The following is a 22,800-nucleotide window of genomic DNA, read 5'->3' as shown; positions in this document are numbered from 1 at the left end:
CGCGCCGTAGCGGTACACCGAAACCGGCTGCTTGCGCGCCGCCTCGACGATTTTCGACAGCCGCTGGTCAAGCTCCTGCATGCCCACTTTCGAATAACGTTCCATAGTCCCATCGCCCTCACTCCCGGCTTCGCGCCCCGGCTCCAAACGACCCCAGAGGGGCCCCTCGAACACGTCACACAGGCATGACGGGAGTGGCGATGTGCTACCGAACTTTTGTCATGAAAGCTTCATTCTTTGGCAAATGGAGGGGGTGTGGTGGGTGACTGAGCAGGTGCTTGAAAGCGGTTCTCGGGTGCTCACACCTAAGCAACGCCAGGCGCAGGTTTTGTGAGCATCCCCTACTTATTTGTGGGAGCGGGCTTGCCCGCGAAAGCGGTCTGTCTGGGCCGGTGATGCTGGCTGGGCTGGCCCCTTCGCGGGCAAGCCCGCTCCCACAGGGGATCTTTGGCTGGCGCAGGTTTTGTGGACATGCCCCATTTAATTGTGGGAGCGGGCTTACTCGCGAAGGCGGTTTGTCTGGGCCGACGATGTTGGCTGGGACGGCGTCTTCGCGGGCAAGCCCTGAGCTGGTCTAATAGCCCCGGACACCTCAATGGGTGAAACTACACTCATTGAGGAATATTCCATGACTAAGAAGTACAGAAAATTCGACGCCGAGTTCAAGCTGAAGGTCTGCAAGATGGTTGTTGATCAAGGTCTGAGCGTGAACTCGGTTTGTACCGATTTAGGCCTGAGCGATACCGCCGTGCGCCGCTGGGTTCAGCAGTATCAAACCGAGCAGTCGGGCGGTACGGGGATTGGCAAACCATTGACCAGCGACCAGCAGCGTATTCGCCAGCTTGAACAGCAAGTCCGCGAACTGAAGACGGATAATGACATATTAAAAAAAGCTACGGCCTTCTTTGCCCGCGAGTTGAAGTGATCCACCAGTTGGTTCACCAAGTCCAATGCAAGGCCTACCCGGTGGCGCGTATCTGCCGGGTGTTGCGGATCAGTCGTTCGGGGTTTTACGAAGCTCGTCAGCGGCGTTTGAAGCCAAAACCTGTGTGCTCGGTTTCCGCTCAGCTCAAGGCTGCCTTCGTGTCCAATGAACACTGTTATGGCAGCCGTCGTTTGGTGAAAGCGCTGCGTGACACTGGCGTCTCCGTTGGACGGAACAAGGTCCGCCGCCTGATGAAACAACAGGATTTGCGTCCGATTTGGAAGCGCAAGTTCGTTCATACCACTGACAGCAATCACAATTTTCCGGTGGCTGAGAACCTGCTCAATCGCCAGTTCAATCCCGAGCGCATCAACCAGTCGTGGGTCGCTGACATCACCTACATCCGTACCCGCAGCGGCTGGCTGTACCTGGCGGCCGTCATGGACCTGTACTCACGCAAAATCGTGGGCTGGGCCATGGCACCCCACATGCGAGCAGAGTTGGTATGCAGTGCGATGCAACTGGCCATCGCGCAGAGACAACCTGAACCGGGCTTGATCGCTCATTCGGATCGAGGCAGCCAGTATGCCGGTACGGATTACCAGAACTTGCTGACGCGACATGGAATGCGTTGCAGCATGAGTCGCAAGGGCAACTGCTGGGACAATGCGGTCATGGAGCGCTTCTTCTTGAATCTGAAGATGGAGCGTGTTTGGCGCAAGGATTACGCCAACCATGGCGAAGCGATCAAAGACATCACGGACTACATCGTGCGGTTCTATAACGGAAGGCGAATCCATTCATCCTTGGGCTATTTGCCGCCCAATCAGTATGAGCGGCAAGCAGCCTGAAAAACACCGATTGAGGTGTCCGGAAAAAATTGACCACCTCACCCGCTCCCACAGGGGGATCTTTGACTGGCGCAGGTTTTGTGGACATGTCCCAATTTAATTGTGGGAGCGGGCTTGCTCGCGAAGGCGGTTTGTCTGGGCCGGTGATGCTGGCTGGGACGACCTCTTCGCGGGCAAGCCCGCTCCCACAGGGGGATCTTTGACTGGCGCAGGTTTTGTGGACATCCCCCATTTAATTGTGGGAGCGGGCTTGCTCGCGAAGGCGGTTTGTCTGGGCCGGTGATGCTGGCTGGGACGGCCTCTTCGCGGGCAAGCCCGCTCCCACAGGGGATCTTTGGCTGGCGCAGGTTTTGTGGACATGCCCCATTTAATTGTGGGAGCGGGCTTGCTCGCGAAGGCGGTTTGTCTGGGCCGATGATGTTGGCTGGGACGGCGTCTTCGCGGGCAAGCCCGCTCCCACAGGGGCTTTGACTGGCGCAGGTTTTGTGAACGCCCTGCTCGCGATTCAGTGGATCCCTCGTCTATTGATGTTGGACTTGCACCATCGAGTTCACCTGCACTCGGGCCTGCATGTGTTCCGCCCCGCCACCGCGACGCATGCCGCGTACAGGGCAGGCGTCGAGGTAGTCCAGGCCGACGGCCAGTTTCAGGTGACGGTCGGGGCGGGTCAGGCGGTTGGTGATGTCGAAGCTGTACCAGCCATCGTCCAGCCAGGCCTCGGCCCAGGCATGGCTGGCCAGGTGATGTTCATCGTCGGTGCACAGGTAGCCCGAGACATAGCGCGCCGGAATTCCCAGGCTGCGGGCGCAGGCCAGGAATGCATGGGTATGGTCCTGGCACACCCCCGCGCCACCGGCGAAGGCTTCCGCCGCCGTACTGTTCACCGCCGTGGTGCCGAGGCTGTAGGGCATTCGCGTGACCAGCCCGTCCATCAAGTCGGCCAGCGCCGCACGGTCGCGGCGCCCGGCACATTGCTCAAGGGCGAACGCACTGAGGGCCTCGTCGGCGAGCGTCAGCCGGCTGGTACGCAGGTACGGCAGCGGTGACTGGTCATCGGGTTCCTTTTCCACCGACTGATCGATTTCCACCTCGCCATAAGCGCTCAGCACCAGCGCGCCGTGGGGTTCGTCCATGGTCATCACGTGCAGGATGTTGCCGTACGGGTCGAGCTGGCTGCGCACCAGGCGCGGCAGTTCCAGGTGCCACTCCAGGATGCGCTGGCGCGGGGTGTCCCGGGGCGTCAGGCGCAGGAACTGGATGCTGGTGCAGACTTCATCGGCATAACGGTAAGTGGTGTCGTGGCGTATGGACAGTTTCATACGACCTCCAGGTAAGACTCATGAACGGTCTGGCCCAGGTGGCGCACCTGGCCAATAAGGTCGGTCAGCCATTGATGCAGGCCCGATGCGAGGATCTCGTCGATTCCCGAATAGCGCAGGCGCGCATGCAACTCCGCCGCCAGGCGCTGGGCTGGCCGGCCGTTGTGGCCCGGCAGGCTGGCGAGGATCTGGTCCAGTTCCTCGATGCAGGCCAGCAACGAACGCGGGACATCGGCACGCAGCAGCAACATCTCCGATACCTGCTCGGCATTGGGCGCATTACGGTAGATCTCGTTGAACGCCTCGAACGACGACAACGCCCGCAGCAAGGCGCTCCACTGGTAGTAACCACGGGCCGAATTGTCGCTGACCTCCTCCGACTCCTCGCCGAACATTTCGTAGCGTGCATCCAGCAGGCGCAAGGTGTTGTCCGCCCGCTCGATAAAGGTGCCGAGACGAATGAAGCTGTAGGCGTCGTTGCGCATGATGGTGCCCGACGTCGCGCCGCGGAACAGGTGCGAGCGCTCCTTGACCCACTCGCAGAAATGGCTGATGCCGTAGCGGCCCAGGCCGTTGCTGGCGATGTTGCGCATTTCCAGCCAGGTGGCGTTGATGTTCTCCCACATGTCGGCGGTGATTCGTCCGCGCACCGCGTGGGCATTGGTCCTTGCGGCCCGCAGGCAACTGTAGATGCTGCCGGGGTTGGTTTCGTCCAGGGCGAAGAAATGCAGCATGTGCTCGCTGTTGAGGGCGTCATAGCGCGCGTTGTAATCGTCCAGGGTGCCGGCGGCCAACAACGACATGGCCAGCTCGGCGTGCCCGTCGCCGCGCCCGGCCTGAGGCATCAGCGACAGCGAATAACTGACTTCGAGCATGCGCGCCAGGTTCTCGGCGCGCTCCAGGTAACGGGACATCCAGTAGAGGTCCGAAGCGGTTCTTGAAAGCATGTCTTAGTCCTCCACGACCCAGGTGTCTTTGGTGCCGCCGCCCTGGGACGAATTCACCACCAGCGAGCCTTCGCGCAGTGCCACGCGGGTCAGGCCGCCGGGCACCAGGCGGGTTTCCTTGCCCGACAGCACGAACGGACGCAAGTCGATGTGCCGCGGCGCGATCCCGCTCTCGACAAAGGTCGGGCACGTGGACAGGCTCAGGGTCGGTTGGGCGATGTAGGCTTCGGGTCGAGCCTTGAGGCGAGCGCGGAAGTCCTCGATCTCCGCTGCCGTGGCGGCCGGCCCCACCAACATGCCGTAGCCGCCGGAACCCTGGGTTTCCTTGACCACCAGGTCCGGCAGGTTGGCCAGTACATGGGACAGGTCCTGGGGCTTGCGGCATTGCCAGGTCGGCACGTTCTTCAGGATCGGCTCTTCGGTGAGGTAGAAGCGGATCATCTCGTCGACATAGGGGTAGATCGACTTGTCGTCGGCGACGCCGGTGCCGACCGCATTCGCCAACACCACATTGCCGGCACGGTAGACGGCGATCAGCCCTGGCACCCCCAGCATCGAGTCGGGGTTGAACGACAGCGGGTCGAGGAAGGCATCGTCGAGACGGCGATAGATCACATCCACCTGCTGGGGGCCTGCCGTGGTGCGCATGTACACGTGGTCGTCGCGCACGAACAGGTCGGCGCCTTCCACCAGTTCCACGCCCATTTCCCGGGCCAGGAACGCGTGTTCGAAATAGGCGCTGTTGAAGCGGCCCGGGGTCAGCACCACGGCAGTGGGGTTGTCCAGGGGGCTGGAGCGCTTGAGGGTATCGAGCAACAGGTTCGGGTAATGATCGATGGGGGCCACGCGCTGGGCGGCGAACAGCTCGGGGAACAGGCGCATCATCATTTTGCGGTCTTCGAGCATGTAGCTCACGCCGCTGGGCGTGCGCAGGTTGTCTTCCAGCACGTAGTAACTGCCGTCACCGTCGCGCACCAGGTCGACCCCGGCGATGTGGGCGTAGATGCCCCGGTGCAGGTTCAGGCCCTGCATCGCGATCTGGTAGCCCTCGTTGGCGAGCACCTGCTCGGGCGGGATGATGCCTTCCTTGAGGATGCGTTGGCCGTGATAGATGTCGGCCAGGAACATGTTCAGGGCCTGGACCCGCTGAATGCAGCCGCGTTCGACAGTCCGCCATTCGCTGGCCTTGATGCTGCGGGGGATGATGTCGAAGGGGATCAGCCGTTCGGTGCCCTGCTCATCGCCGTAGAGGGTGAAGGTGATACCGGCGCGGTGAAACAACAGGTCGGCTTCGCGCCGGCGTTGTTCGAGCAATTCGTGGGGCGTGTCCGCCAGCCAGCGTGAGAAGGCCTGGTAATGCGGGCGGCAGTCACCCTTGGCGTCATACATTTCATCAAAAAAAGCGTGGGGCATAGCCAACTCCCAGCCGCGTTCTACACGGCATTTCTTATCACTGCGTCATTCCAATGGTTCGGCCTTGCCTGGTTTTAATCAGCCCCTGTTTCTGCGAGCCCCTCTAATTGCAGCGGTCTCTGAACTGGCCTTTGCGTCTGGATGACGAGCGCCCCCTGGTTGAATCTGCGCGGTAATGGGCTCCTTGGGGTTTAGTCCTCTTGCGGTGGTTGCTGGATGAACCTTAGCAATCGCTGTGCCTAACCGGTTTTGGCGGGGAAAACCTGGGCGAATGTCCGCTAATGCGAAGGTGACTTGCGTGGTGCGGGTCGAAATCCGGCCTGCGGGGATGAAACGTTCAGCTCCTGCCGTCGGTGTGTCGCCTGGAACGGGTCGAATAGGTGCAATACGACGGGTAACCAGCGCTCGTTGCACCGAAAGAGGGACATTATTTCCAGAGGATAGTCGGCCTTTGGCCTTTTTGTGGCCGCGAAGCCTGTTGTTACAGATTGCCCCTCACCGTGCACCCTCCCCGATCTCTCCTTTTGTCGCTCCTTGGAAACATTCTGAAAGCCACCTCTTGCGCTTACAGTATTATGGTATACCATCATACGCACAGACTTCCTTCACCCTCCTATGGAGCAGCTCATGAGTTTCGAAATTCGCAAGATCGTCAGCTATGTCGAAGAAACCTTCATCGAAGGCGGCAAGGCCACGGATAAGCCGGTGACCATGGTCGGGTTGGCGGTGGTCATGAAGAACCCGTGGCTGGGCCGTGGTTTTGTCGAAGACCTGAAGCCGGAGATCCGTGCCAACTGCTCCGACCTCGGCGCGCTGATGGTCGAGCGTCTGGTGGGCATCATCGGTGGTGCGCAAAAGATCGAAGCCTACGGCAAGGCCGCCGTGGTCGGTGCCGACGGTGAAATCGAACACGCGTCCGCCGTCATCCACACCCTGCGCTTCGGCAATCACTACCGTGAAGCGGTCAAGGCCAAGAGCTACCTGAGCTTCACCAACAAGCGCGGCGGCCCGGGCACTTCGATCCAGATTCCGATGATGCACAAGGACGACGAAGGCCTGCGCTCGCACTACATCACCCTGGAAATGCAGATCGAAGACGCCCCGCGCGCCGACGAAATCGTCGTGGTCCTGGGCTGCGCCGATGGCGGTCGCCTGCATCCGCGTATCGGTAACCGCTACATCGACCTGGAAGAACTGGCCGCCGAGAATGCGCAGTAATCCAGCCTGGGCAACCACAATAAAAAAGGCATGCAGGAGCGCTCCATGATTCGGCTCACCGCTGAACTCACCCCGGCCGGCACCAGTTACCTGGCGACCGGCCAAGGCCAGCCCGTGGTACTGATCCACGGCGTGGGCCTGAACAAAGAAATGTGGGGCGGCCAAGTCGTCGGCCTGGCCACGAAGTACCGTGTCATCGCCTATGACATGCTCGGCCATGGCGCCAGCCCGCGTCCGCAGAACGGCACGTCGTTGCTGGGCTACGCCGATCAGTTGCTGGAGCTGCTCGATCACCTGCAACTGCCCCAGGCCACGGTCATCGGCTTTTCCATGGGTGGCCTGGTGGCCCGTGCGTTTGCCTTGCATTATCCGCAACGCCTGCAAGGCCTGGTGGTGCTCAACAGCGTGTTCAACCGCAGTGCCGAGCAGCGCGCCGGGGTCATCGCCCGCACCGCCCAGGCCGCGGAGCACGGCCCGGACGCCAACGCCGAGGCCGCCTTGTCGCGCTGGTTCAGTCGCGAATACCAGGCAGCCAACCCGGCGCAGATCGCCGCGCTGCGCCAGACCCTGGCGCAGAACGACCCGCAAGGCTACCTGACCACCTACGAATTGTTCGCCACCCAGGACATGTACCGCGCCGACGACCTGGGCAGCATCCAGGTGCCGACGTTGATTGCCACTGGCGAACTGGACCCGGGCTCGACCCCGGAAATGGCCGAGCAACTGGCCGCGCGCATTCCCGGTGCCGACGTTGCCGTGCTCCCCGAGCAACGGCATATGATGCCGGTAGAATCGCCGCGCCTGGTCAATCAGTTGCTGCTGCAATTTCTCGACAAGGCGTACGCCCGACCCAATCCAATCAAGGGGATCGTTGCATGACTCTCGCACGCTTTTCGATGTGCATCGGCGGTGAATGGGTCGATGCCTTGTCCGGCAAGACTTTCGAAAGCCTGAACCCGGCGCTCGCGCAAGCCTGGGCCGAACTGCCCGACGCTGGCGAAGCCGATGTCGAGCGTGCCGTGCAGGCGGCGCAGACCGCCTTCGACAGCCCGGCATGGCGCGGCCTGACCGCCACCGCTCGCGGCAAGTTGCTGCGGCGCCTGGGCGACCTGATCGCCGAGAACAAAGAACAACTGGCCCAGCTGGAAAGCCGCGACAACGGTAAGTTGATCCGCGAAACCCGTGGCCAGGTCGGTTACCTGCCGGAGTTCTTCCACTACACCGCGGGCCTGGCCGACAAGCTCGAAGGCGGCACCCTGCCCCTCGACAAACCGGACCTGTTTGCCTACACCGTGCACGAAGCCATGGGCGTGGTCGCAGCGATCATCCCCTGGAACAGCCCGCTGTACCTGACCGCGATCAAGCTGGCCCCGGCGCTGGCCGCCGGCAACACCATCGTGATCAAGCCTTCCGAACACGCCTCGGCGACGATCCTGGAACTGGCCCGCCTGGCCCTGGAAGCCGGGATCCCGCCTGGCGTGGTCAACGTCGTGACCGGCTACGGCCCGAGCACCGGCGCGGCACTGACCCGTCACCCGCTGGTGCGCAAGATCGCCTTCACCGGTGGCGCGGCCACGGCCCGTCACGTGGTGCGCAGCAGCGCCGAGAACTTCGCCAAGCTGTCCCTGGAACTGGGGGGCAAGTCGCCGAATATCATCTTCGCCGACGCCGACCTCGACAGCGCTATCAACGGGGCAATCGCGGGTATCTACGCGGCCTCGGGGCAAAGCTGCGTGTCCGGCTCGCGGCTGCTGGTGCAGGACGAGATCTACGACGAGTTCGTCTCGCGGCTGGAGGAACGCGCCAAGCGCATCCGCCTCGGCAATCCGCAGGACGACGACAGTGAAATGGGCCCGATGGCCACCGCGCAGCAACTGGCCGTGGTCGAAGGCCTGGTGGCCGATGCCATCGCCGAAGGCGCGCGCCTGCGCTTCGGTGGCAAGCGTGCGCAGCAGCTGGGTGACGGCTGGTTCTATGAGCCAACCCTGTTCGAATGCGACCGCAATTCCATGAAGATCATGCAGGAAGAAGTCTTCGGCCCGGTGGCCTCGGTCATCCGGTTCAAGGACGAAGCCGAGGCCCTGGCGATTGCCAACGACTCGCAGTTCGGCCTCGCCGCCGGCATCTGGACCCGCGACCTGGGCCGTGCCCATCGCCTGGCCCGTGACGTGCGCTCCGGGATCATCTGGGTCAACACCTACCGCGCGGTCTCGGCCATGGCGCCGATCGGCGGCTTCAAGAACAGCGGCTATGGACGCGAAAGCGGCATCGATTCGGTGCTGGCCTACACCGAGCTGAAAACGGTGTGGATCAACCTTTCCCAGGCTCCCATGCCTGACCCGTTCGTGATGCGCTAGGAGTCCTGAGAAATGATCGAACCCGGCATTTACAAAGAAGTCATGGGCTCCTTCCCATCCGGCGTCACCGTGGTCACGACCCTGGACCCGGACGGGAACATCGTCGGCATCACCGCCAGTGCGTTCAGCGCCCTGTCGATCGATCCGGCGCTGGTGCTGTTCTGCCCCAACTATGCCTCCGACACCTACCCGATCCTGCGCGACAGCAAGCAGTTCGCCATCCACCTGCTGTCCGCCGACCAGACCGCCGAAGCCTACGCGTTCGCCGGCAAGGGCAAGGACAAGGCCAACGGCATCGATTGGCACCTGAGCGACCTCGGGAACCCGATCCTGGCCAAGGCCACGGCGATCATCGAATGCGAGCTGTGGCGCGAATACGATGGCGGCGACCACGCCATCATCGTTGGCGCCGTGAAGCACCTGATCCTGCCCGAGCAGGCGGTCACGCCTATGATTTACCACAAGGGCAAGCTCGGCGCCCTGCCCGCGCTGGGTTGAACAGGCCAAGAGGGTCCTGAGCCGAACCTTGTTGTGGCGAGGGGATTTATCCCCGCTGGGGCGCGAAGCGGCCCTGAAGCTGCTGCCCCGGTGCGTCAGGTCAACTGAGCAGGCAGGTTTTGGGGCTGCTACGCAGCCCAACGGGGATAAATCCCCTCGCCACAGGGAGCCAGAAGTGACTTTTCTATCTTTATTTCAGGAGCCGGCATGAGCCCAGCAGCCTTGCAACTGTTCCGCCAGCAGGCCTATATCGACGGCCAATGGCTCGAGGCGCCCGATGGCGCTTGCCAGGACATTTTCAACCCGGCCAATGGCGAGTTGATCGGCCGGGTGCCGAACCTGGGCGCCGCCCATGCTCGCCAGGCCATCGCCGCGGCCAACAAGGCCTGGCCAGCCTGGCGCGGGCTGACCGCCAAGGCCCGCAGCCAGGCCCTCAAGCGCTGGCACGGGCTGATGCTTGTACACGCCGACGCGCTGGCAGAAATCCTCACCCTCGAACAAGGCAAGCCGTTGGCCGAAGCCAAGGGCGAGATTCTCTACGCCGCCAGCTTCATCGAATGGTTTGCCGAAGAAGCCAAGCGCATCTACGGCGACACCATCCCCAGCCACAAGGACGATGCGCGCATTGTGGTGAGCAAGGAGCCCATCGGCGTGGTGGCCGCCATCACGCCCTGGAACTTCCCTGCCGCGATGATCACCCGCAAGGCCGGCCCGGCCCTTGCCGCGGGCTGCCCGTGCATCGTCAAGCCCGCGCCGGAGACGCCGTTCTCGGCCCTGGCGATGGCGGTCCTGGCGGAACAGGCCGGGATCCCGGCCGGTATTTTCAACGTGATCACCGGCGACGCCGTGGCCATCGGCGGCGAGCTGACCAGCAGCCCGCAGGTGCGCAAGCTCTCGTTCACCGGCTCCACGGCCATCGGCAAGTTGCTCATGGCCCAGTGTGCACCGACCCTGAAAAAGGTCTCGCTGGAGTTGGGCGGTAACGCCCCCTTCATCGTGTTTGACGACGCCGACCTGGAACGGGCCGTGGACGGTGCATTGGTCGCCAAGTTCCGCAATGCCGGGCAGACCTGCGTTTGTGTCAATCGCTTCCTGGTCCAGGACGGCATCCACGATGCCTTCGTCGCACGCTTGTCCGAGCGGGTGGCCCAACTGACCGTCGGCAGCGGCTTCGAGGCAGGCGTGACCCAGGGCCCGTTGATCAACGAACGGGCCGTCGCCAAGGTCGAGGAGCACGTGCAGGACGCCCTCGCCCACGGCGCCCGGCTGCTTTGCGGTGGCGAACGGCATGCCCTGGGCCATGGGTTCTTCCAGCCGACGGTTCTGGCCGGCGTGACCCCGCAAATGAAAGTCGCCCGGGACGAAACCTTCGGGCCCCTGGCGGCGGTTTTTCGTTTCGCCACCGAAGCGCAAGCCGTGCAGATGGCCAACGACACCGACTCCGGCCTCGCCGCCTATTGCTACACCCGCGACCTGGGCCGCGCCTGGCGCATGAGCGAGGCGCTGGAGTACGGCATGGTGGGCATCAATGAGGGCCTGATCTCCACCGAGGTCGCCCCGTTCGGCGGGATCAAGACCTCGGGCCTGGGCCGCGAAGGCTCCCGATATGGCATCGACGATTACCTGGAACTCAAATACACCCTCATGGGTGGACTCCAAGACAGTGGGAGCATGGCGCGATGAGCAACGACAAGTACGAACAGGGCCTCAGGATCCGCACCCAGGTGCTCGGCGAGGCCTACGTCAAGCGCTCCATCGAGAACGCCGACGACTTCACCCGACCGTTGCAGGAAATGGTCACCGAATACTGCTGGGGCCATGTATGGGGGCGCGAGGGCTTGTCCCTCAAGGAACGCAGCATGATCAACCTGGCGATGATCTCGGCGCTCAATCGCCCGCACGAACTCAAGCTGCATGTGCGTGGCGCCTTGCGTAACGGCCTGAGTCGTGAGCAAATACGCGAAATTTTGCTTCAGGTCGGTATCTATTGCGGCGTTCCCGCAGCGGTAGACAGTTTCCGACTTGCCCGTGAAGCCTTTGCCGAAGCCGACGCCGAGGCCTCCAGTCAACCTTCGGCTGTTTGACCTGACCGTGCAGATGTTGCCCGTTGGGCATGGACAGCCTTACTACAGAGCGGACCCCATGAAACGCCTGCCACTCGACGACAGCTTCAAGGTCAATCGCAACCCCGTTACCCTGCGCGAAATCGTGCTGGATAAATTGCGAAGCGCCATCATGAACTTCCAGCTTTTGCCGGGAGATCGCCTGGTCGAGCGTGACCTGTGCGATCGCCTGGGCGTGAGCCGCACGTCGGTGCGCGAAGCCCTGCGCCATCTCGAATCCGAAGGCCTGGTGGAATTCGCCGACGCCAAGGGGCCGCGGGTCGCGATCATCACCCTGGCCGACGCCGTCGACATCTATGAGCTGCGCTGCGTGCTGGAAGGCCTGATCGTCCAGTTGTTCACCCTGCGGGCCAAGGCCAAGGACATCAAGGCCCTCGAGCGCGCCCTCGAGGAAAACCGCCAGGCCCTCAAGGAGGGCGAGCTGCAACAGGTGATCGATTCGGTGCAGGGCTTCTACGACGTGCTGCTCGAAGGCTCCGGCAACCATGTGGCGGCCACCCAGCTACGGCAGTTGCAGGCACGCATCAGCTACCTGCGGGCGACGTCCGTGTCCCAGCAAAACCGCCGCGGCGCGAGCAACCAGGAAATGGAACGCATGGTCGAGGCGATCAAGAGCGGCGATCCGCTGGCCGCCCACCAGGCCTCGGTGGACCACGTGCGCGCGGCAGCCAAGGTGGCGCTGGAGTACCTCAAGCGCAAGCAGGAAGAAACCGGCGACATCCCCGAGATCACCGCGCCCATCGCCCTGAAAGAACCTCGCATAGGCCACTGACATGTTCAGCCCGAGCTTTTGTCCAAAGTGTGGCGGCAGTGACCTGAATCACCGCCTGCCAGCGGGCGATACCCATGAACGGCTGATGTGCGACGGCTGTGGCTACATCCACTACGTCAATCCGAAGATCATCGCCGGCTGCATCATCGAGCAGGACGGCAAGTACCTGTTGTGCCAGCGCGCCATTCCACCACGTCCCGGCACCTGGACCCTGCCGGCCGGGTTCATGGAAGGCAACGAGACCACCGAGCAGGCGGCGCTGCGCGAAGTCTGGGAAGAAACCGGCGTGCGCGCCGACATCGTCTCGCCCTACTCGATCTTCAGCGTGCCGAAGATCAGTGAGGTCTACATCATCTTCCGCGCCGTCGCGTTGGAGATCACCGGCCAGTTCGGCCCCGAAACCCTCGCCTGCCAATTCTTCGCCCCGCAGGACATCCCTTGGGACAGCATCTATTACCCGGCCATCCGGCAGATCCTCGAACGCTACATCGAGGAACGCCAGGCCGGCGTCTATGGCATCTACATCGGCAACGACGACAGCGGCAAGATCCACTTCATTCGTTGATCACCCTTGTGGAGCCCAGCCTGTGAAATCCTCTGTGGGAGCGAGCTTGCTCGCGATGGCGGTGAGTCAGTAGATGATTTTTTTCTGACCCACCGCCATCGCGAGCAAGCTCGCTCCCACAGTGAATGATCTGGCATCCACGTCTACACAGGCGCCACGCCCTCGACAATGATCACTTCGGCCTGCGCCACGTCCTTGCGGTGGCGCTTGGCCTCCTGATACTGCGGCGAGTGATAGCACGCCACCGCCTGTTCGTACGAGTCGAACTCGATCACCACGCTGCGCTGCGGCGTCGCCCTGCCTTCCATTGCCTCGCTGCGCCCGCCCCGGGCCAGCATGCGCGCGCCGTACAGCGCGAACGCCGCGGGCGCCCGCTGGGTGTATTGGCTGTATTGATCGGGGTCGGTGACATCCACATGAGCAATCCAGTACGCCTTCATAGTGACCTCTCGGTTTATTTTGTATTATGGTATACCACAAGTTGTTTTCATCAAGCACTCCATAAAGCACAAGAGAGCCCGACATGGCCTTTAACAGCATTCAGGAAATCATCGAAGACTACCGCCTGGGCAAGATGGTGTTGCTGGTGGATGACGAAGACCGCGAAAACGAAGGCGACCTGCTGCTCGCCGCCGACTGCTGCAACGCCCAGGCCATCAGCTTCATGGCCCGGGAAGCCCGTGGGCTGATCTGCCTGACCCTGACCGACGAGCATTGCCAGCGCCTGGGCCTCGAACAGATGGTGCCGAGCAACGGCAGTGTGTTCAGCACCGCGTTCACGGTGTCCATCGAAGCCGCCACGGGCGTGACCACCGGTATTTCCGCCGCTGACCGGGCTCGCACCGTCGCGGCCGCCGTGGCGGCTGATGCCGGCCCTGCCGATATCGTGCAACCGGGGCATATCTTTCCGCTGCGCGCCAAGGAAGGTGGCGTGCTGACCCGCGCCGGGCACACCGAAGCCGGTTGCGACCTGGCGCGCCTGGCGGGTTTCACGCCCGCTTCGGTGATCGTCGAAGTGATGAACGATGACGGCACCATGGCCCGCCGTCCGGACCTGGAAATCTTCGCCCGCAAACACGGCATCAAGATCGGCACCATCGCCGACCTGATCCACTACCGCCTGAGCACCGAGCACACCGTGGTGCGCATCGGTGAGCGTGAGTTGCCGACAGTGCATGGCACCTTCCGCCTGTTCACCTTTGAGGATCGCATCGAGGGTGGCGTGCACATGGCGATGGTCATGGGCGACATTCGTCGAGACGAACCGACCCTGGTGCGGGTGCACGTGATCGACCCGCTGCGGGACCTGGTGGGCGCCGAATACAACGGCCCGTCCAACTGGACGCTGTGGGCCGCCCTGCAACGGGTCGCCGAGGAAGGTAGTGGCGTGGTGGTCGTGCTGGCCAACCACGAATCGTCCCAGGCGCTGCTCGAACGCGTTCCACAGCTCACCCAGCCTCCCAGGCAGTTCAGCCGATCCCAATCGCGCATCTATTCTGAAGTAGGCACCGGCGCGCAGATTCTCCAGGACCTGGGCGTCGGCAAGTTGCGACACCTGGGACCACCGCTCAAGTATGCGGGGTTGACGGGGTATGACCTGGAGGTGGTGGAGAGCATTCCGTTTACCGGATGAGCCGAAGCTAACGCGGATCACTGTGGGAGCGGGCTTGCTCGCGAAGGCGGCCTTCGAGGGACAGCCATTTGCAGGTCTACCGCCTTCGCGAGCAAGCCCGCTCCCACACGGGGATCACCGCCGGGGCTGAGTATTCATTCACAGGAAGATAGAAAAAATCTGTCCTCAGGCAGATAACCGGTAAGGCAAAGTGCTTGCAGAAAGTTTGGAATACCATAATATGATATTCCATAGACCGAACGCTCCAGCCAAGCGCACCCGGCAGGGAACGCGCATTCAACCCGCCCTTGGCACGGTCAGCCGCAAAACCCGATGGACCTAAGCTCCCGATAAGCGGGCACACACAAGCCCGCTCAATAAACACAACAATGAGGGCGTGAAAATGGTGTTGAAGAAAAGTGCAGTCGCCGTTCTTTTTGCGAGCCTGCTGAGCGTCGCCAGCCAGGCGTCGATGGCCGCTGAAAGCGTCAACTTCGTCAGTTGGGGCGGCAGTACCCAGGACGCGCAGAAGCAGGCCTGGGCCGACCCGTTCAGCAAGGCCAGCGGCATCACCGTGGTCCAGGACGGCCCCACCGACTACGGCAAGCTCAAAGCCATGGTCGAAAGCGGCAACGTGCAATGGGACGTGGTCGATGTGGAAGCGGACTTCGCCTTGCGTGCAGCGTCTGAAGGCTTGCTCGAACCCCTGGACTTCTCGGTCATCCAACGGGACAAGATCGACCCGCGCTTCGTTTCCGATCACGGTGTCGGTTCGTTCTACTTCTCTTTCGTCCTCGGCTACAACGAAGGCAAGCTCGGTTCCGGCAAGCCGCAGGACTGGTCCGCACTGTTCGACACCAAGACCTACCCCGGCAAGCGCGCCCTGTACAAATGGCCGAGCCCTGGCGTGCTGGAGCTGGCCCTGCTGGCCGACGGCGTACCGCAAGACAAGCTCTACCCTCTGGACCTGGATCGCGCCTTCAAGAAACTCGACACCATCAAGAAAGACATCGTCTGGTGGGGCGGCGGCGCGCAGTCCCAGCAACTGCTCGCGTCCGGCGAAGCCAGCCTGGGCCAGTTCTGGAATGGCCGCGTCTATGCCCTGCAGCAGGACGGCGCTCCCGTTGGCGTGAGCTGGAAGCAGAACCTGGTCATGGCCGACATCCTGGTGATTCCGAAGGGGTCGAAAAACAAGGCCGCCGCCATGAAGTTTTTGGCCAACGCCAGCAGCGCCAAAGGTCAGGCCGATTTCTCCAACCTGACCGCCTACGCGCCGGTCAACGTCGACAGCGTCGCACGCCTGGACTCGGTGCTCGCTCCCAACCTGCCGACCGCCTACGCCAAGGATCAGATCACGCTTGATTTCGCGTACTGGGCCAAGAACGGTCAGGACATCGCGACACGGTGGAACGAATGGCTGGTCAAATAAAAATGTCGGCAACGGCAACCCAACACTCCGGGGGCGCTGCGGGCGCCGCCGGCGTGCCAATCACCCGGGCCGCCGCTGCACAGGCCCCGTCGCTGGCCCAGCGCTGGCGCGGGGTCGGCAACCTCGCCCCGGCCCTGCTGTTTCTTGGTCTGTTCTTCCTGGCGCCGCTGATCGGCCTGCTGCTGCGCGGCGTGCTGGAGCCGGTGCCCGGGCTCGGCAACTATGAACAACTGTTCGCCAACTCGGCCTATGCCCGGGTGTTGTTCAACACCTTTTCGGTGGCCGGGCTGGTGACGCTGTTCAGCCTGCTGCTGGGGTTCCCCCTGGCCTGGGCCATCACCCTGGTGCCCCGTGGCTGGGGCCGCTGGATGCTCAACATCGTGCTGTTGTCGATGTGGACCAGCCTGCTGGCCCGCACCTACTCCTGGCTGGTGCTGTTGCAGGCCTCCGGGGTGATCAACAAGGCGTTGATGGCGCTGGGCATCATCGATCAGCCGCTGGAGATGGTGCATAACCTCACCGGCGTGGTGATCGGCATGAGCTACATCATGATTCCGTTCATCGTCCTGCCCTTGCAAGCGACCATGCAGGCCATCGACCCGATGATCCTGCAGGCGGGCTCCATCTGCGGCGCCAGCCCGTGGACCAACTTCTTCCGGGTGTTCCTGCCGCTGTGCCGGCCGGGGCTGTTCTCCGGCGGGTTGATGGTGTTCGTGATGTCCCTGGGGTACTACGTGACGCCGGCCCTGCTGGGCGGCGCGCAGAACATGATGCTGCCCGAGTTCATCATTCAGCAGGTGCAATCGTTCCTCAACTGGGGCCTGGCGAGCGCCGGTGCCGCGTTGCTGATCGTCATCACCCTGGTGCTGTTCTACTTCTACCTGAAGCTCCAGCCGGAATCCCCGGTCGGCGCCAGTCACGCGAGGTAAACCGTCATGCTCCTGACTCCCAATGCCATGAGCCGGCGCATGCGCTTCGGTCTGTACGCCACCACCGGCCTGATCGGACTGTTCCTGCTGTTGCCGATCGTGTTCATCGTGTTGCTGTCGTTCGGCTCCTCCCAGTGGCTGGTGTTCCCGCCACCGGGCTGGACATTCAAATGGTACGGCCAGTTCTTCTCCAACCCGGACTGGATGAACGCCGCGCTGACCAGCCTCAAGGTCGCCCTGCTGACCACGGTCTGCGCGGTGGCGCTGGGCTTGCCGACGGCTTTTGCCCTGGTGCGCGGACGATTCCCCGGACGGGAAATGCTCTATGGCCTGTTCACCCTGCCGATGATCGTGCCGCTGGTGATCATCGCCGTGGCGGTGTATGCGCTGTTTCTCAAGCTCGGCTACACCGGGACGATGTTCGCGTTCGTGGTCAGCCACGTCATCGTCGCGCTGCCGTTCACCATCATTTCGATCATCAACTCGCTCAAGCTGTTCGACCAGTCCATCGAGGACGCGGCGGTGATCTGCGGTGCCTCGCGCCTGCAAGCGGTGTTCAAGGTGACATTTCCGGCGATTCGCCCGGGCATGGTCGCCGGTGCGCTGTTCGCGTTCCTGGTGTCGTGGGACGAAGTGGTGCTGAGCGTGATGATGGCCAGCCCCACCCTGCAAACCTTGCCCGTCAAGATGTGGACCACCCTGCGCCAGGACCTGACGCCTGTGATCGCCGTCGCTTCGACGCTGCTGATCGGCCTCTCGGTATTGGTGATGGTGATCGCCGCCGCCCTGCGCCGGCGCAATGAAATCAGCGCCTGAGCGCCTAGGAGAACACGATGAGTGCTGTCAAAGACCCTGCACAACAGAACAACAAGACCCTGGTCAGTCTGCGCAACCTGAACAAACACTACGGCGACTTCGCCGCCGTGGACGATATCTCACTGGAGATCCAGGACGGTGAGTTCCTGACCTTCCTCGGCTCCAGCGGCTCGGGCAAGAGCACCACGCTGTCGATGCTGGCCGGGTTTGAAACCCCCAGCAGCGGCGAGATCCTGGTGGACGGCAAATCCCTGGTCAACGTGCCGCCGCACAAGCGCGACATCGGCATGGTGTTCCAACGTTACTCGCTGTTCCCGCACCTGTCGGTACGGGACAACATCGCGTTCCCGCTGGCGATCCGCAAACTCGCCCCGGCCGAACGCGACCGCCGGGTCGACGCGATGCTCAAGCTGGTGCAATTGGAACAATTTGCTCATCGCCGCCCTTCGCAACTCTCCGGCGGCCAGCAACAGCGCGTGGCGATTGCCCGGGCGCTGGTCTACGAGCCTCGCATCCTGTTGATGGACGAACCCCTCGGCGCCCTGGACAAAAAACTGCGCGAAGACCTGCAGGATGAACTGCGTCAGTTGCACCGCCGCCTGGGCATCACCATCGTCTACGTGACGCACGACCAGGAAGAAGCCATGCGCCTGTCCCAACGCATCGCCATTTTCAGCCACGGCAAGATCGTCGGCCTGGGCAGCGGCTACGACCTCTACCAGAATCCGCCGAATGCTTTCGTCGCGTCGTTCCTCGGCAACTCGAACTTCCTCAAGCTCAAGGCCCAGGGCAACGCCGTGGCGAGCTTCGAAGGCCAGTCGCTGTCGATTCGCCTGACTGCCGGCCTGCAAACCGAGCAGGATGTGCTGCTGATGGTCCGCCCGGAAAAAGCCCTGGCGCTGAGCACCGAGCAGGCCGCGCAACAACCGCTTGCGGCAGGCTGGAATGAGGTGTCGGCCAAGGTCGTGGAAGTGCTGTTTCTCGGCGAAAGCCAGACCTGCAGCGTGGTGACGTCCGGCGGCACCGCCATGACCGTCAAGGCGCTGTCCGCCGCGGGCATGCCGCTCAAGGCCGGCGACCCGGTGCGCGTGCGCTGGGCCACCGCCGACGCCTGCGTCTACACCCAATGGGCCGAAAGTGACCTGAACAAGGCCGCCGGGGCGCACTGATCCCCTACTGGCCCACTTCGGTGGGCCGTCTCAAAGATGTCACCCTCAAGGTCGCCGCAACGTCGGGTTGCGGCGGCCTTTTTTGTTTGGTGAGGGGGCAAGAGCTGAGGTTGCTCGCGAAAGCGGTGGGCCCATTTGCATTGATACTGAATGTGCCGACGCCTTCGCGGGCAAGCCCGCTCCCACAGGGTTCTAGGGTGTATCTGAAACCTGTGGAGCTCCTCCCACAGGGTTCTAGGGTGTATCTGAAGCTTGTGGACACACACCCAAACAAGAATGCCCGGCAAATAGCCGGGCATTCGATCAAACGGTGCTTGAATCAGTCGGTGTAACCCAGTCGCGCCGCCGCACGCCGCTGGGCCTGGCCGCGGGTCGCCAGGCAGTAATACAGCGGGCAGGTCACCAGCAAGCCCACCAGCCACGACAGGTCGGCACCGTCCACCAGGTTGGCGTAGGGCCCGACATACAGCGACGTGTTGGCAAACGGCAACTGCACGATGATCCCGATGAAGTAAGCCACGATCGCATGCAGGTTGAAACGCCCGTAAATCCCGCCGTCGGCCCGGAAGATCGAGGCGATGTCGTAGTGGCCGCGCTTGATCACATAGAAGTCGATCAGGTTGATCGACGCCCATGGCACCAGCACCAGCAGCAAGGCCAGGATCAAGCCGATGAACTGCGAAATGAAATCCGCCGAAGCCCCCAGCGCCACCACGCAGCAGCCTGCCAGCACGACGCCGGACAACACCACTCGCACTTTGACGCTCGGCGTCCACTGGCTGGCGAAGGTCTGGATCGAGGTGATGATCGACAATACCGCGCCATACAGATTCAAGGCGTTGTGACTGATGATGTTGAGCAGAAACAGCACCATCAGAATCGGCCCCAGCCAACCGGTGGACTGTTTGACCGCCGCCATCGCTTCAGTGCCCTCGGGGGTTGCCAGTACGGCCACCGCGCCGAAGGCAAATGACAGGATGGTGCCCAGCGTCGCCCCCAGGTAGGTGGCCAGGAACGGCCGGGCGATGCCGATATCCGCCGGCAGGTAGCGTGAGTAGTCCGAGACATAGGGCGAGAAGCTGATCTGCCAGATGATCCCCAGCGACACCGTGGCCAGCCAGCCGGACAGGTTGAAGCCACCGCGGCTGAAAAAGTCCGCTGGCAGGTCATGGACGAAGATGTAGAAGAAACCGGCGAACAACGCACCGCCCATCACCCAGGTGCCGATGCGGTTCAAGGTATGGATGAAGCGATAGCCGATCACACCGATGGCCGTGGCACCGAGGGCACCCATCAGGATGCTGGCCGGGACCGGCACCGACGGCACGATGCCAACGATGGATTTGCCCGCCAGGACGATGTTGGAAATGAAGAACCCGACGTAGATCAGCGCGGCGAAGAACACGATCAACAGCGCGCCATAGCGACCGAACTGGCCGCGACTCTGGACCATCTGTGGGATCCCCATGCGCGGTCCCTGGGCTGACGCGAGGGCAATCACCGAGCCGCCGAGCAGGTGTCCCAGCGCAATCGCCAGCAACCCCCAGAACAGATCGAGATGGAACACCTGGACCACCATGGCGCCGGTGACGATGGGCAGCGGCGCAATGTTGGTGCTGAACCACAGGGTGAACAAGTCGCGGGCCTTTCCGTGGCGCTCTGCGAGAGGAACGTAGTCGACCGTATGGTTCTCGATCAACGGGTCTTGCCGGGACATCTGGGACATAGGCATGAACTCGAGTTTGTCTGTTCTTATCGTTGTATGAAGCCAAACCGGAGGCACTCTGGGCGCCTCTCAGATGAACACCATATTATGGTATTCCAACACTTTCACAAGACTGATCCGCTCTTTCGGCGCCCAACTGATCTGCCACCCCGCCTGGCCGCCCTAAGTGAAACCCCCGTAATCATTGACTCAAAACGCTACGAATAACGTTCATCGATTCACCGAAAAAGACCTTGCAATGAATGTATTACGGTATACCATCAGACCTACAAACCTATAAAAACCGCTTCACACGAGGACCGCGCAATGATCGACGCCGCCATCTATAAACAAGTCCTGGGTTCGTTTCCCTCCGGTGTGACGGTGATCACCACGCTGGACGAGGATGGCCAGGTCGTCGGCCTGACCGCCAGCGCCTTCAGCTCACTGTCCATGGACCCGGCCCTGGTGCTGTTCTGCCCGAACTACAGCTCCGACTCCTACCCGGTCCTGATCAAGAACAAACGCTTCGCCATCCATGTATTGTCGGGCGGTCAACAAAGCGAGGCCTATGCTTTTGCCCGCAAGGGCAAGGACAAGGCCCAAGGTATCGAGTGGACATTGAGCGCCCTGGGCAACCCAATCCTGGCGAACGCCACGGCGGTGATCGAGTGCGAACTGTGGCGCGAATACGAAGGGGGTGACCACGCGATCATGGTGGGTGCCGTGAAAAACCTGATCGTGCCTGAGCAGCGCACCAGCCCCCTGGTTTACTGCAACGGCAAAATGGGTGCCCTGCCCGTTCCGGCTTAACGGCTGGTAGAAATATTTTGTAGATATTCCGTATTATGGTATACCAATAATCAGTCAGCCAGGCCGCCGTCGACCCCTACCCCGCGCGGCCTTGCGAGAACACCCGGGAGCCCCGCGCTCGTCCCAGGCAACAGGCCCGCAAACGACAGGCCGCCAACAAAAAGATCCGAGGTAAGCGTCATGAAATTCTCGCTGTTCATACACATGGAACGTTGGGACGAAAGCGTCAGCCACCGCCAGTTGTTCGAAGACCTGACCGAACTGACCCTGCTGGCCGAAGCCGGCGGTTTCAGTACCGTGTGGATCGGCGAACACCACGCCATGGAATACACCATCTCGCCCAGCCCGATGCCGCTGCTGGCTTACCTCGCCGGCAAGACCACCACCATTCACCTGGGCGCCGGCACCATCATCGCACCGTTCTGGCACCCATTGCGGGTAGCCGGTGAATGCGCATTGCTGGACGTGATCAGCAATGGCCGGATGGAAGTCGGCCTGGCGCGGGGCGCCTACCAGGTCGAGTTCGACCGCATGGCCGGCGGCATGCCGGCTTCGTCCGGTGGCCAGGCCCTGCGGGAAATGGTTCCGGTGGTCCGCGCCCTGTGGCAAGGCGACTATGCCCATGACGGCGAGATCTGGAAATTCCCGACCTCCACCAGCGTGCCCAAGCCGATCCGCAAGCCGCACCCACCGATGTGGATCGCCGCCCGCGACCCGGACTCTCACAACTTCGCGGTCGCCAATGGCTGCAACGTCATGGTCACGCCGCTGATGAAGGGCGACGAAGAAGTCCTGGACCTGAAGAACAAGTTCCAGGCGGCCCTGGACAACAACCCCGACGTTCCGCGCCCGCAACTGATGGTGCTGCGTCACACCCACGTGCACGCGGCGGACAACCCCGAGGGCTGGAAAGTCGGCGCCCAGGCGATCGCCAAGTTCTACCGCACCTTCGACGCTTGGTTCGGCAACAAGCAAACCCCGGTCAACGGCTTCCTGGCGCCCAGCCCCGAGGAAAAGTTCGCCGGTCGCCCAGAGTTCGAACTGGAGAGCCTGCACAAGACCGCCATGATCGGCACACCGGAAGAAATCATTCCGCGCATCAAGCACTACCAGGAACTGGGGGTCGATGAGTTCAGCTTCTGGTGCGACAACAGCTTGCCTCACGCCGAGAAGAAAAAATCCCTGGAGCTGTTCATCAAGCACGTAGTGCCAGCGTTTCGCTGAGTCCCAATGAGCCGCCAGCGTTGGCGAGCAAGCTCCCACACGGGATTTGGGTGTACGCAGCCTTTGCATGCACCACCTGACCCTGTGGGAGCGGGCTTGCCCGCGAAGATGGCGG

General features: G+C 62.4%; 21 protein-coding genes. 16 read left to right on the top strand and 5 right to left on the bottom strand.

What is annotated here, in order from left to right; translation table 11 throughout:
• Positions 1 to 628: 628 nt before the first annotated feature.
• A protein-coding gene (locus V5F23_RS12730) for an IS3 family transposase (RefSeq protein WP_144419424.1) occupies positions 629 to 1,776 on the top strand; the annotation gives its coding sequence in 2 pieces (ribosomal slippage) (positions 629 to 884 and positions 884 to 1,776; 1,149 coding nt in all).
• Between the two features lie 521 nt (positions 1,777 to 2,297).
• Here the strand turns inward: V5F23_RS12730 and V5F23_RS12725 are convergent.
• The 3 genes from V5F23_RS12725 to V5F23_RS12715 are packed head-to-tail and all read right to left on the bottom strand — an operon-like array spanning position 2,298 to position 5,455.
• Positions 2,298 to 3,095 (bottom strand): transglutaminase family protein, encoded by a 798-nt coding sequence (locus V5F23_RS12725; protein ID WP_042728221.1) that lies wholly within the window; start codon positions 3,093 to 3,095, stop codon positions 2,298 to 2,300.
• Entirely contained in the window at positions 3,092 to 4,042 is a 951-nt protein-coding gene (locus V5F23_RS12720; protein ID WP_042728220.1) for an alpha-E domain-containing protein, read from the bottom strand. The genes V5F23_RS12725 and V5F23_RS12720 overlap by 4 nt, the downstream gene beginning before the upstream one ends.
• A 3-nt stretch (positions 4,043 to 4,045) precedes the next feature.
• Positions 4,046 to 5,455 carry a circularly permuted type 2 ATP-grasp protein gene (locus V5F23_RS12715; protein ID WP_042728219.1) on the bottom strand — a complete coding sequence of 470 codons (1,410 nt, stop codon included), beginning with the start codon at positions 5,453 to 5,455 and terminating at the stop codon, positions 4,046 to 4,048.
• Positions 5,456 to 6,082: 627 nt separating this feature from the next.
• Between V5F23_RS12715 and V5F23_RS12710 the strand changes: the two genes are divergently transcribed.
• From V5F23_RS12710 to V5F23_RS12675, 8 genes are all read left to right on the top strand, one after another.
• Entirely contained in the window at positions 6,083 to 6,673 is a 591-nt protein-coding gene (locus V5F23_RS12710; protein WP_042728218.1) for an amino acid synthesis family protein, read from the top strand.
• Between the two features lie 45 nt (positions 6,674 to 6,718).
• Complete coding sequence (locus V5F23_RS12705; protein WP_042728217.1) at positions 6,719 to 7,552, top strand: alpha/beta fold hydrolase; 834 nt, start codon at positions 6,719 to 6,721, stop codon at positions 7,550 to 7,552.
• Positions 7,549 to 9,030, top strand: coding sequence for an aldehyde dehydrogenase (locus tag V5F23_RS12700; RefSeq protein ID WP_042728216.1), 1,482 nt, complete (start codon positions 7,549 to 7,551; stop codon positions 9,028 to 9,030). The genes V5F23_RS12705 and V5F23_RS12700 overlap by 4 nt, the downstream gene beginning before the upstream one ends.
• Before the next feature lie 12 nt (positions 9,031 to 9,042).
• Positions 9,043 to 9,528, top strand: coding sequence for a flavin reductase family protein (locus V5F23_RS12695; RefSeq protein WP_042728215.1), 486 nt, complete (start codon positions 9,043 to 9,045; stop codon positions 9,526 to 9,528).
• Between the two features lie 207 nt (positions 9,529 to 9,735).
• The gene (locus tag V5F23_RS12690; RefSeq protein WP_047738116.1) at positions 9,736 to 11,211 is read left to right on the top strand and encodes an NAD-dependent succinate-semialdehyde dehydrogenase; all 1,476 of its coding nucleotides are present in this window, start codon (positions 9,736 to 9,738) and stop codon (positions 11,209 to 11,211) included.
• Complete coding sequence (locus V5F23_RS12685; protein ID WP_042728213.1) at positions 11,208 to 11,612, top strand: carboxymuconolactone decarboxylase family protein; 405 nt, start codon at positions 11,208 to 11,210, stop codon at positions 11,610 to 11,612. The genes V5F23_RS12690 and V5F23_RS12685 overlap by 4 nt, the downstream gene beginning before the upstream one ends.
• 58 nt (positions 11,613 to 11,670) lie before the next feature.
• On the top strand, positions 11,671 to 12,423 hold the full coding sequence (locus V5F23_RS12680; RefSeq protein WP_042728212.1) for a GntR family transcriptional regulator: 753 nt from the start codon (positions 11,671 to 11,673) through the stop codon (positions 12,421 to 12,423).
• Position 12,424: 1 nt separating this feature from the next.
• Positions 12,425 to 12,988 carry an NUDIX hydrolase gene (locus V5F23_RS12675; RefSeq protein WP_042728211.1) on the top strand — a complete coding sequence of 188 codons (564 nt, stop codon included), beginning with the start codon at positions 12,425 to 12,427 and terminating at the stop codon, positions 12,986 to 12,988.
• Between the two features lie 143 nt (positions 12,989 to 13,131).
• Here V5F23_RS12675 and V5F23_RS12670 read toward each other — a convergent pair whose 3' ends face one another.
• Positions 13,132 to 13,428 carry a DUF1330 domain-containing protein gene (locus V5F23_RS12670; RefSeq protein WP_042728210.1) on the bottom strand — a complete coding sequence of 99 codons (297 nt, stop codon included), beginning with the start codon at positions 13,426 to 13,428 and terminating at the stop codon, positions 13,132 to 13,134.
• Positions 13,429 to 13,511: 83 nt separating this feature from the next.
• Between V5F23_RS12670 and ribBA the strand changes: the two genes are divergently transcribed.
• The 5 genes from ribBA to V5F23_RS12645 all read left to right on the top strand — a co-directional run bounded on the left by ribBA (position 13,512) and on the right by V5F23_RS12645 (position 18,943).
• Entirely contained in the window at positions 13,512 to 14,621 is a 1,110-nt protein-coding gene (gene ribBA / locus V5F23_RS12665) for a bifunctional 3,4-dihydroxy-2-butanone-4-phosphate synthase/GTP cyclohydrolase II (protein WP_042728209.1), read from the top strand.
• A 382-nt stretch (positions 14,622 to 15,003) separates the two neighbouring features.
• Positions 15,004 to 16,029: an ABC transporter substrate-binding protein gene (locus V5F23_RS12660; RefSeq protein WP_042728208.1), complete on the top strand. Its 1,026-nt coding sequence runs from the start codon at positions 15,004 to 15,006 to the stop codon at positions 16,027 to 16,029.
• Positions 16,014 to 16,958 carry an ABC transporter permease gene (locus tag V5F23_RS12655; protein WP_199925066.1) on the top strand — a complete coding sequence of 315 codons (945 nt, stop codon included), beginning with the start codon at positions 16,014 to 16,016 and terminating at the stop codon, positions 16,956 to 16,958. The genes V5F23_RS12660 and V5F23_RS12655 overlap by 16 nt, the downstream gene beginning before the upstream one ends.
• Positions 16,959 to 16,964: 6 nt before the next feature.
• Positions 16,965 to 17,774 carry an ABC transporter permease gene (locus V5F23_RS12650; RefSeq protein ID WP_042728207.1) on the top strand — a complete coding sequence of 270 codons (810 nt, stop codon included), beginning with the start codon at positions 16,965 to 16,967 and terminating at the stop codon, positions 17,772 to 17,774.
• Between the two features lie 17 nt (positions 17,775 to 17,791).
• Complete coding sequence (locus V5F23_RS12645) at positions 17,792 to 18,943, top strand: ABC transporter ATP-binding protein (protein WP_047738112.1); 1,152 nt, start codon at positions 17,792 to 17,794, stop codon at positions 18,941 to 18,943.
• Between the two features lie 319 nt (positions 18,944 to 19,262).
• Here the strand turns inward: V5F23_RS12645 and V5F23_RS12640 are convergent, their stop codons facing one another.
• Entirely contained in the window at positions 19,263 to 20,669 is a 1,407-nt protein-coding gene (locus tag V5F23_RS12640; RefSeq protein WP_042728205.1) for a cytosine permease, read from the bottom strand.
• 306 nt (positions 20,670 to 20,975) lie between these two features.
• Between V5F23_RS12640 and V5F23_RS12635 the strand changes: the two genes are divergently transcribed.
• Positions 20,976 to 21,461 (top strand): flavin reductase family protein, encoded by a 486-nt coding sequence (locus tag V5F23_RS12635; RefSeq protein WP_042728204.1) that lies wholly within the window; start codon positions 20,976 to 20,978, stop codon positions 21,459 to 21,461.
• 180 nt (positions 21,462 to 21,641) lie between these two features.
• Positions 21,642 to 22,685, top strand: a complete 1,044-nt coding sequence (locus tag V5F23_RS12630) for an LLM class flavin-dependent oxidoreductase (protein WP_042728203.1) — start codon at positions 21,642 to 21,644, stop codon at positions 22,683 to 22,685.
• Positions 22,686 to 22,800 lie beyond the last annotated feature (115 nt).

Origin of the sequence: Pseudomonas sp. WP18, from assembly GCF_036689585.1 — a bacterium.
Taxonomy (GTDB): Bacteria; Pseudomonadota; Gammaproteobacteria; order Pseudomonadales; family Pseudomonadaceae; genus Aquipseudomonas; species Aquipseudomonas chlororaphis_E.
Note: the sequence above shows the minus strand (reverse complement) of the source record. Positions and strands in the feature narration are given on the sequence as shown.

Coding starts and splice junctions, on each gene's coding strand:
- V5F23_RS12690 (WP_047738116.1), top strand. CDS start 9,736: ATGAGCCCAGCAGCCTTGCAACTGTTCCGCCAGCAGGCCTATATCGAC.
- V5F23_RS12715 (WP_042728219.1), bottom strand. CDS start 5,455: ATGCCCCACGCTTTTTTTGATGAAATGTATGACGCCAAGGGTGACTGC.
- V5F23_RS12700 (WP_042728216.1), top strand. CDS start 7,549: ATGACTCTCGCACGCTTTTCGATGTGCATCGGCGGTGAATGGGTCGAT.
- V5F23_RS12635 (WP_042728204.1), top strand. CDS start 20,976: ATGATCGACGCCGCCATCTATAAACAAGTCCTGGGTTCGTTTCCCTCC.
- V5F23_RS12640 (WP_042728205.1), bottom strand. CDS start 20,669: ATGTCCCAGATGTCCCGGCAAGACCCGTTGATCGAGAACCATACGGTC.
- V5F23_RS12660 (WP_042728208.1), top strand. CDS start 15,004: ATGGTGTTGAAGAAAAGTGCAGTCGCCGTTCTTTTTGCGAGCCTGCTG.
- V5F23_RS12725 (WP_042728221.1), bottom strand. CDS start 3,095: ATGAAACTGTCCATACGCCACGACACCACTTACCGTTATGCCGATGAA.
- V5F23_RS12695 (WP_042728215.1), top strand. CDS start 9,043: ATGATCGAACCCGGCATTTACAAAGAAGTCATGGGCTCCTTCCCATCC.
- V5F23_RS12645 (WP_047738112.1), top strand. CDS start 17,792: ATGAGTGCTGTCAAAGACCCTGCACAACAGAACAACAAGACCCTGGTC.
- V5F23_RS12670 (WP_042728210.1), bottom strand. CDS start 13,428: ATGAAGGCGTACTGGATTGCTCATGTGGATGTCACCGACCCCGATCAA.
- V5F23_RS12710 (WP_042728218.1), top strand. CDS start 6,083: ATGAGTTTCGAAATTCGCAAGATCGTCAGCTATGTCGAAGAAACCTTC.
- ribBA (WP_042728209.1), top strand. CDS start 13,512: ATGGCCTTTAACAGCATTCAGGAAATCATCGAAGACTACCGCCTGGGC.
- V5F23_RS12680 (WP_042728212.1), top strand. CDS start 11,671: ATGAAACGCCTGCCACTCGACGACAGCTTCAAGGTCAATCGCAACCCC.
- V5F23_RS12630 (WP_042728203.1), top strand. CDS start 21,642: ATGAAATTCTCGCTGTTCATACACATGGAACGTTGGGACGAAAGCGTC.
- V5F23_RS12705 (WP_042728217.1), top strand. CDS start 6,719: ATGATTCGGCTCACCGCTGAACTCACCCCGGCCGGCACCAGTTACCTG.
- V5F23_RS12650 (WP_042728207.1), top strand. CDS start 16,965: ATGCTCCTGACTCCCAATGCCATGAGCCGGCGCATGCGCTTCGGTCTG.
- V5F23_RS12675 (WP_042728211.1), top strand. CDS start 12,425: ATGTTCAGCCCGAGCTTTTGTCCAAAGTGTGGCGGCAGTGACCTGAAT.
- V5F23_RS12655 (WP_199925066.1), top strand. CDS start 16,014: ATGGCTGGTCAAATAAAAATGTCGGCAACGGCAACCCAACACTCCGGG.
- V5F23_RS12720 (WP_042728220.1), bottom strand. CDS start 4,042: ATGCTTTCAAGAACCGCTTCGGACCTCTACTGGATGTCCCGTTACCTG.
- V5F23_RS12685 (WP_042728213.1), top strand. CDS start 11,208: ATGAGCAACGACAAGTACGAACAGGGCCTCAGGATCCGCACCCAGGTG.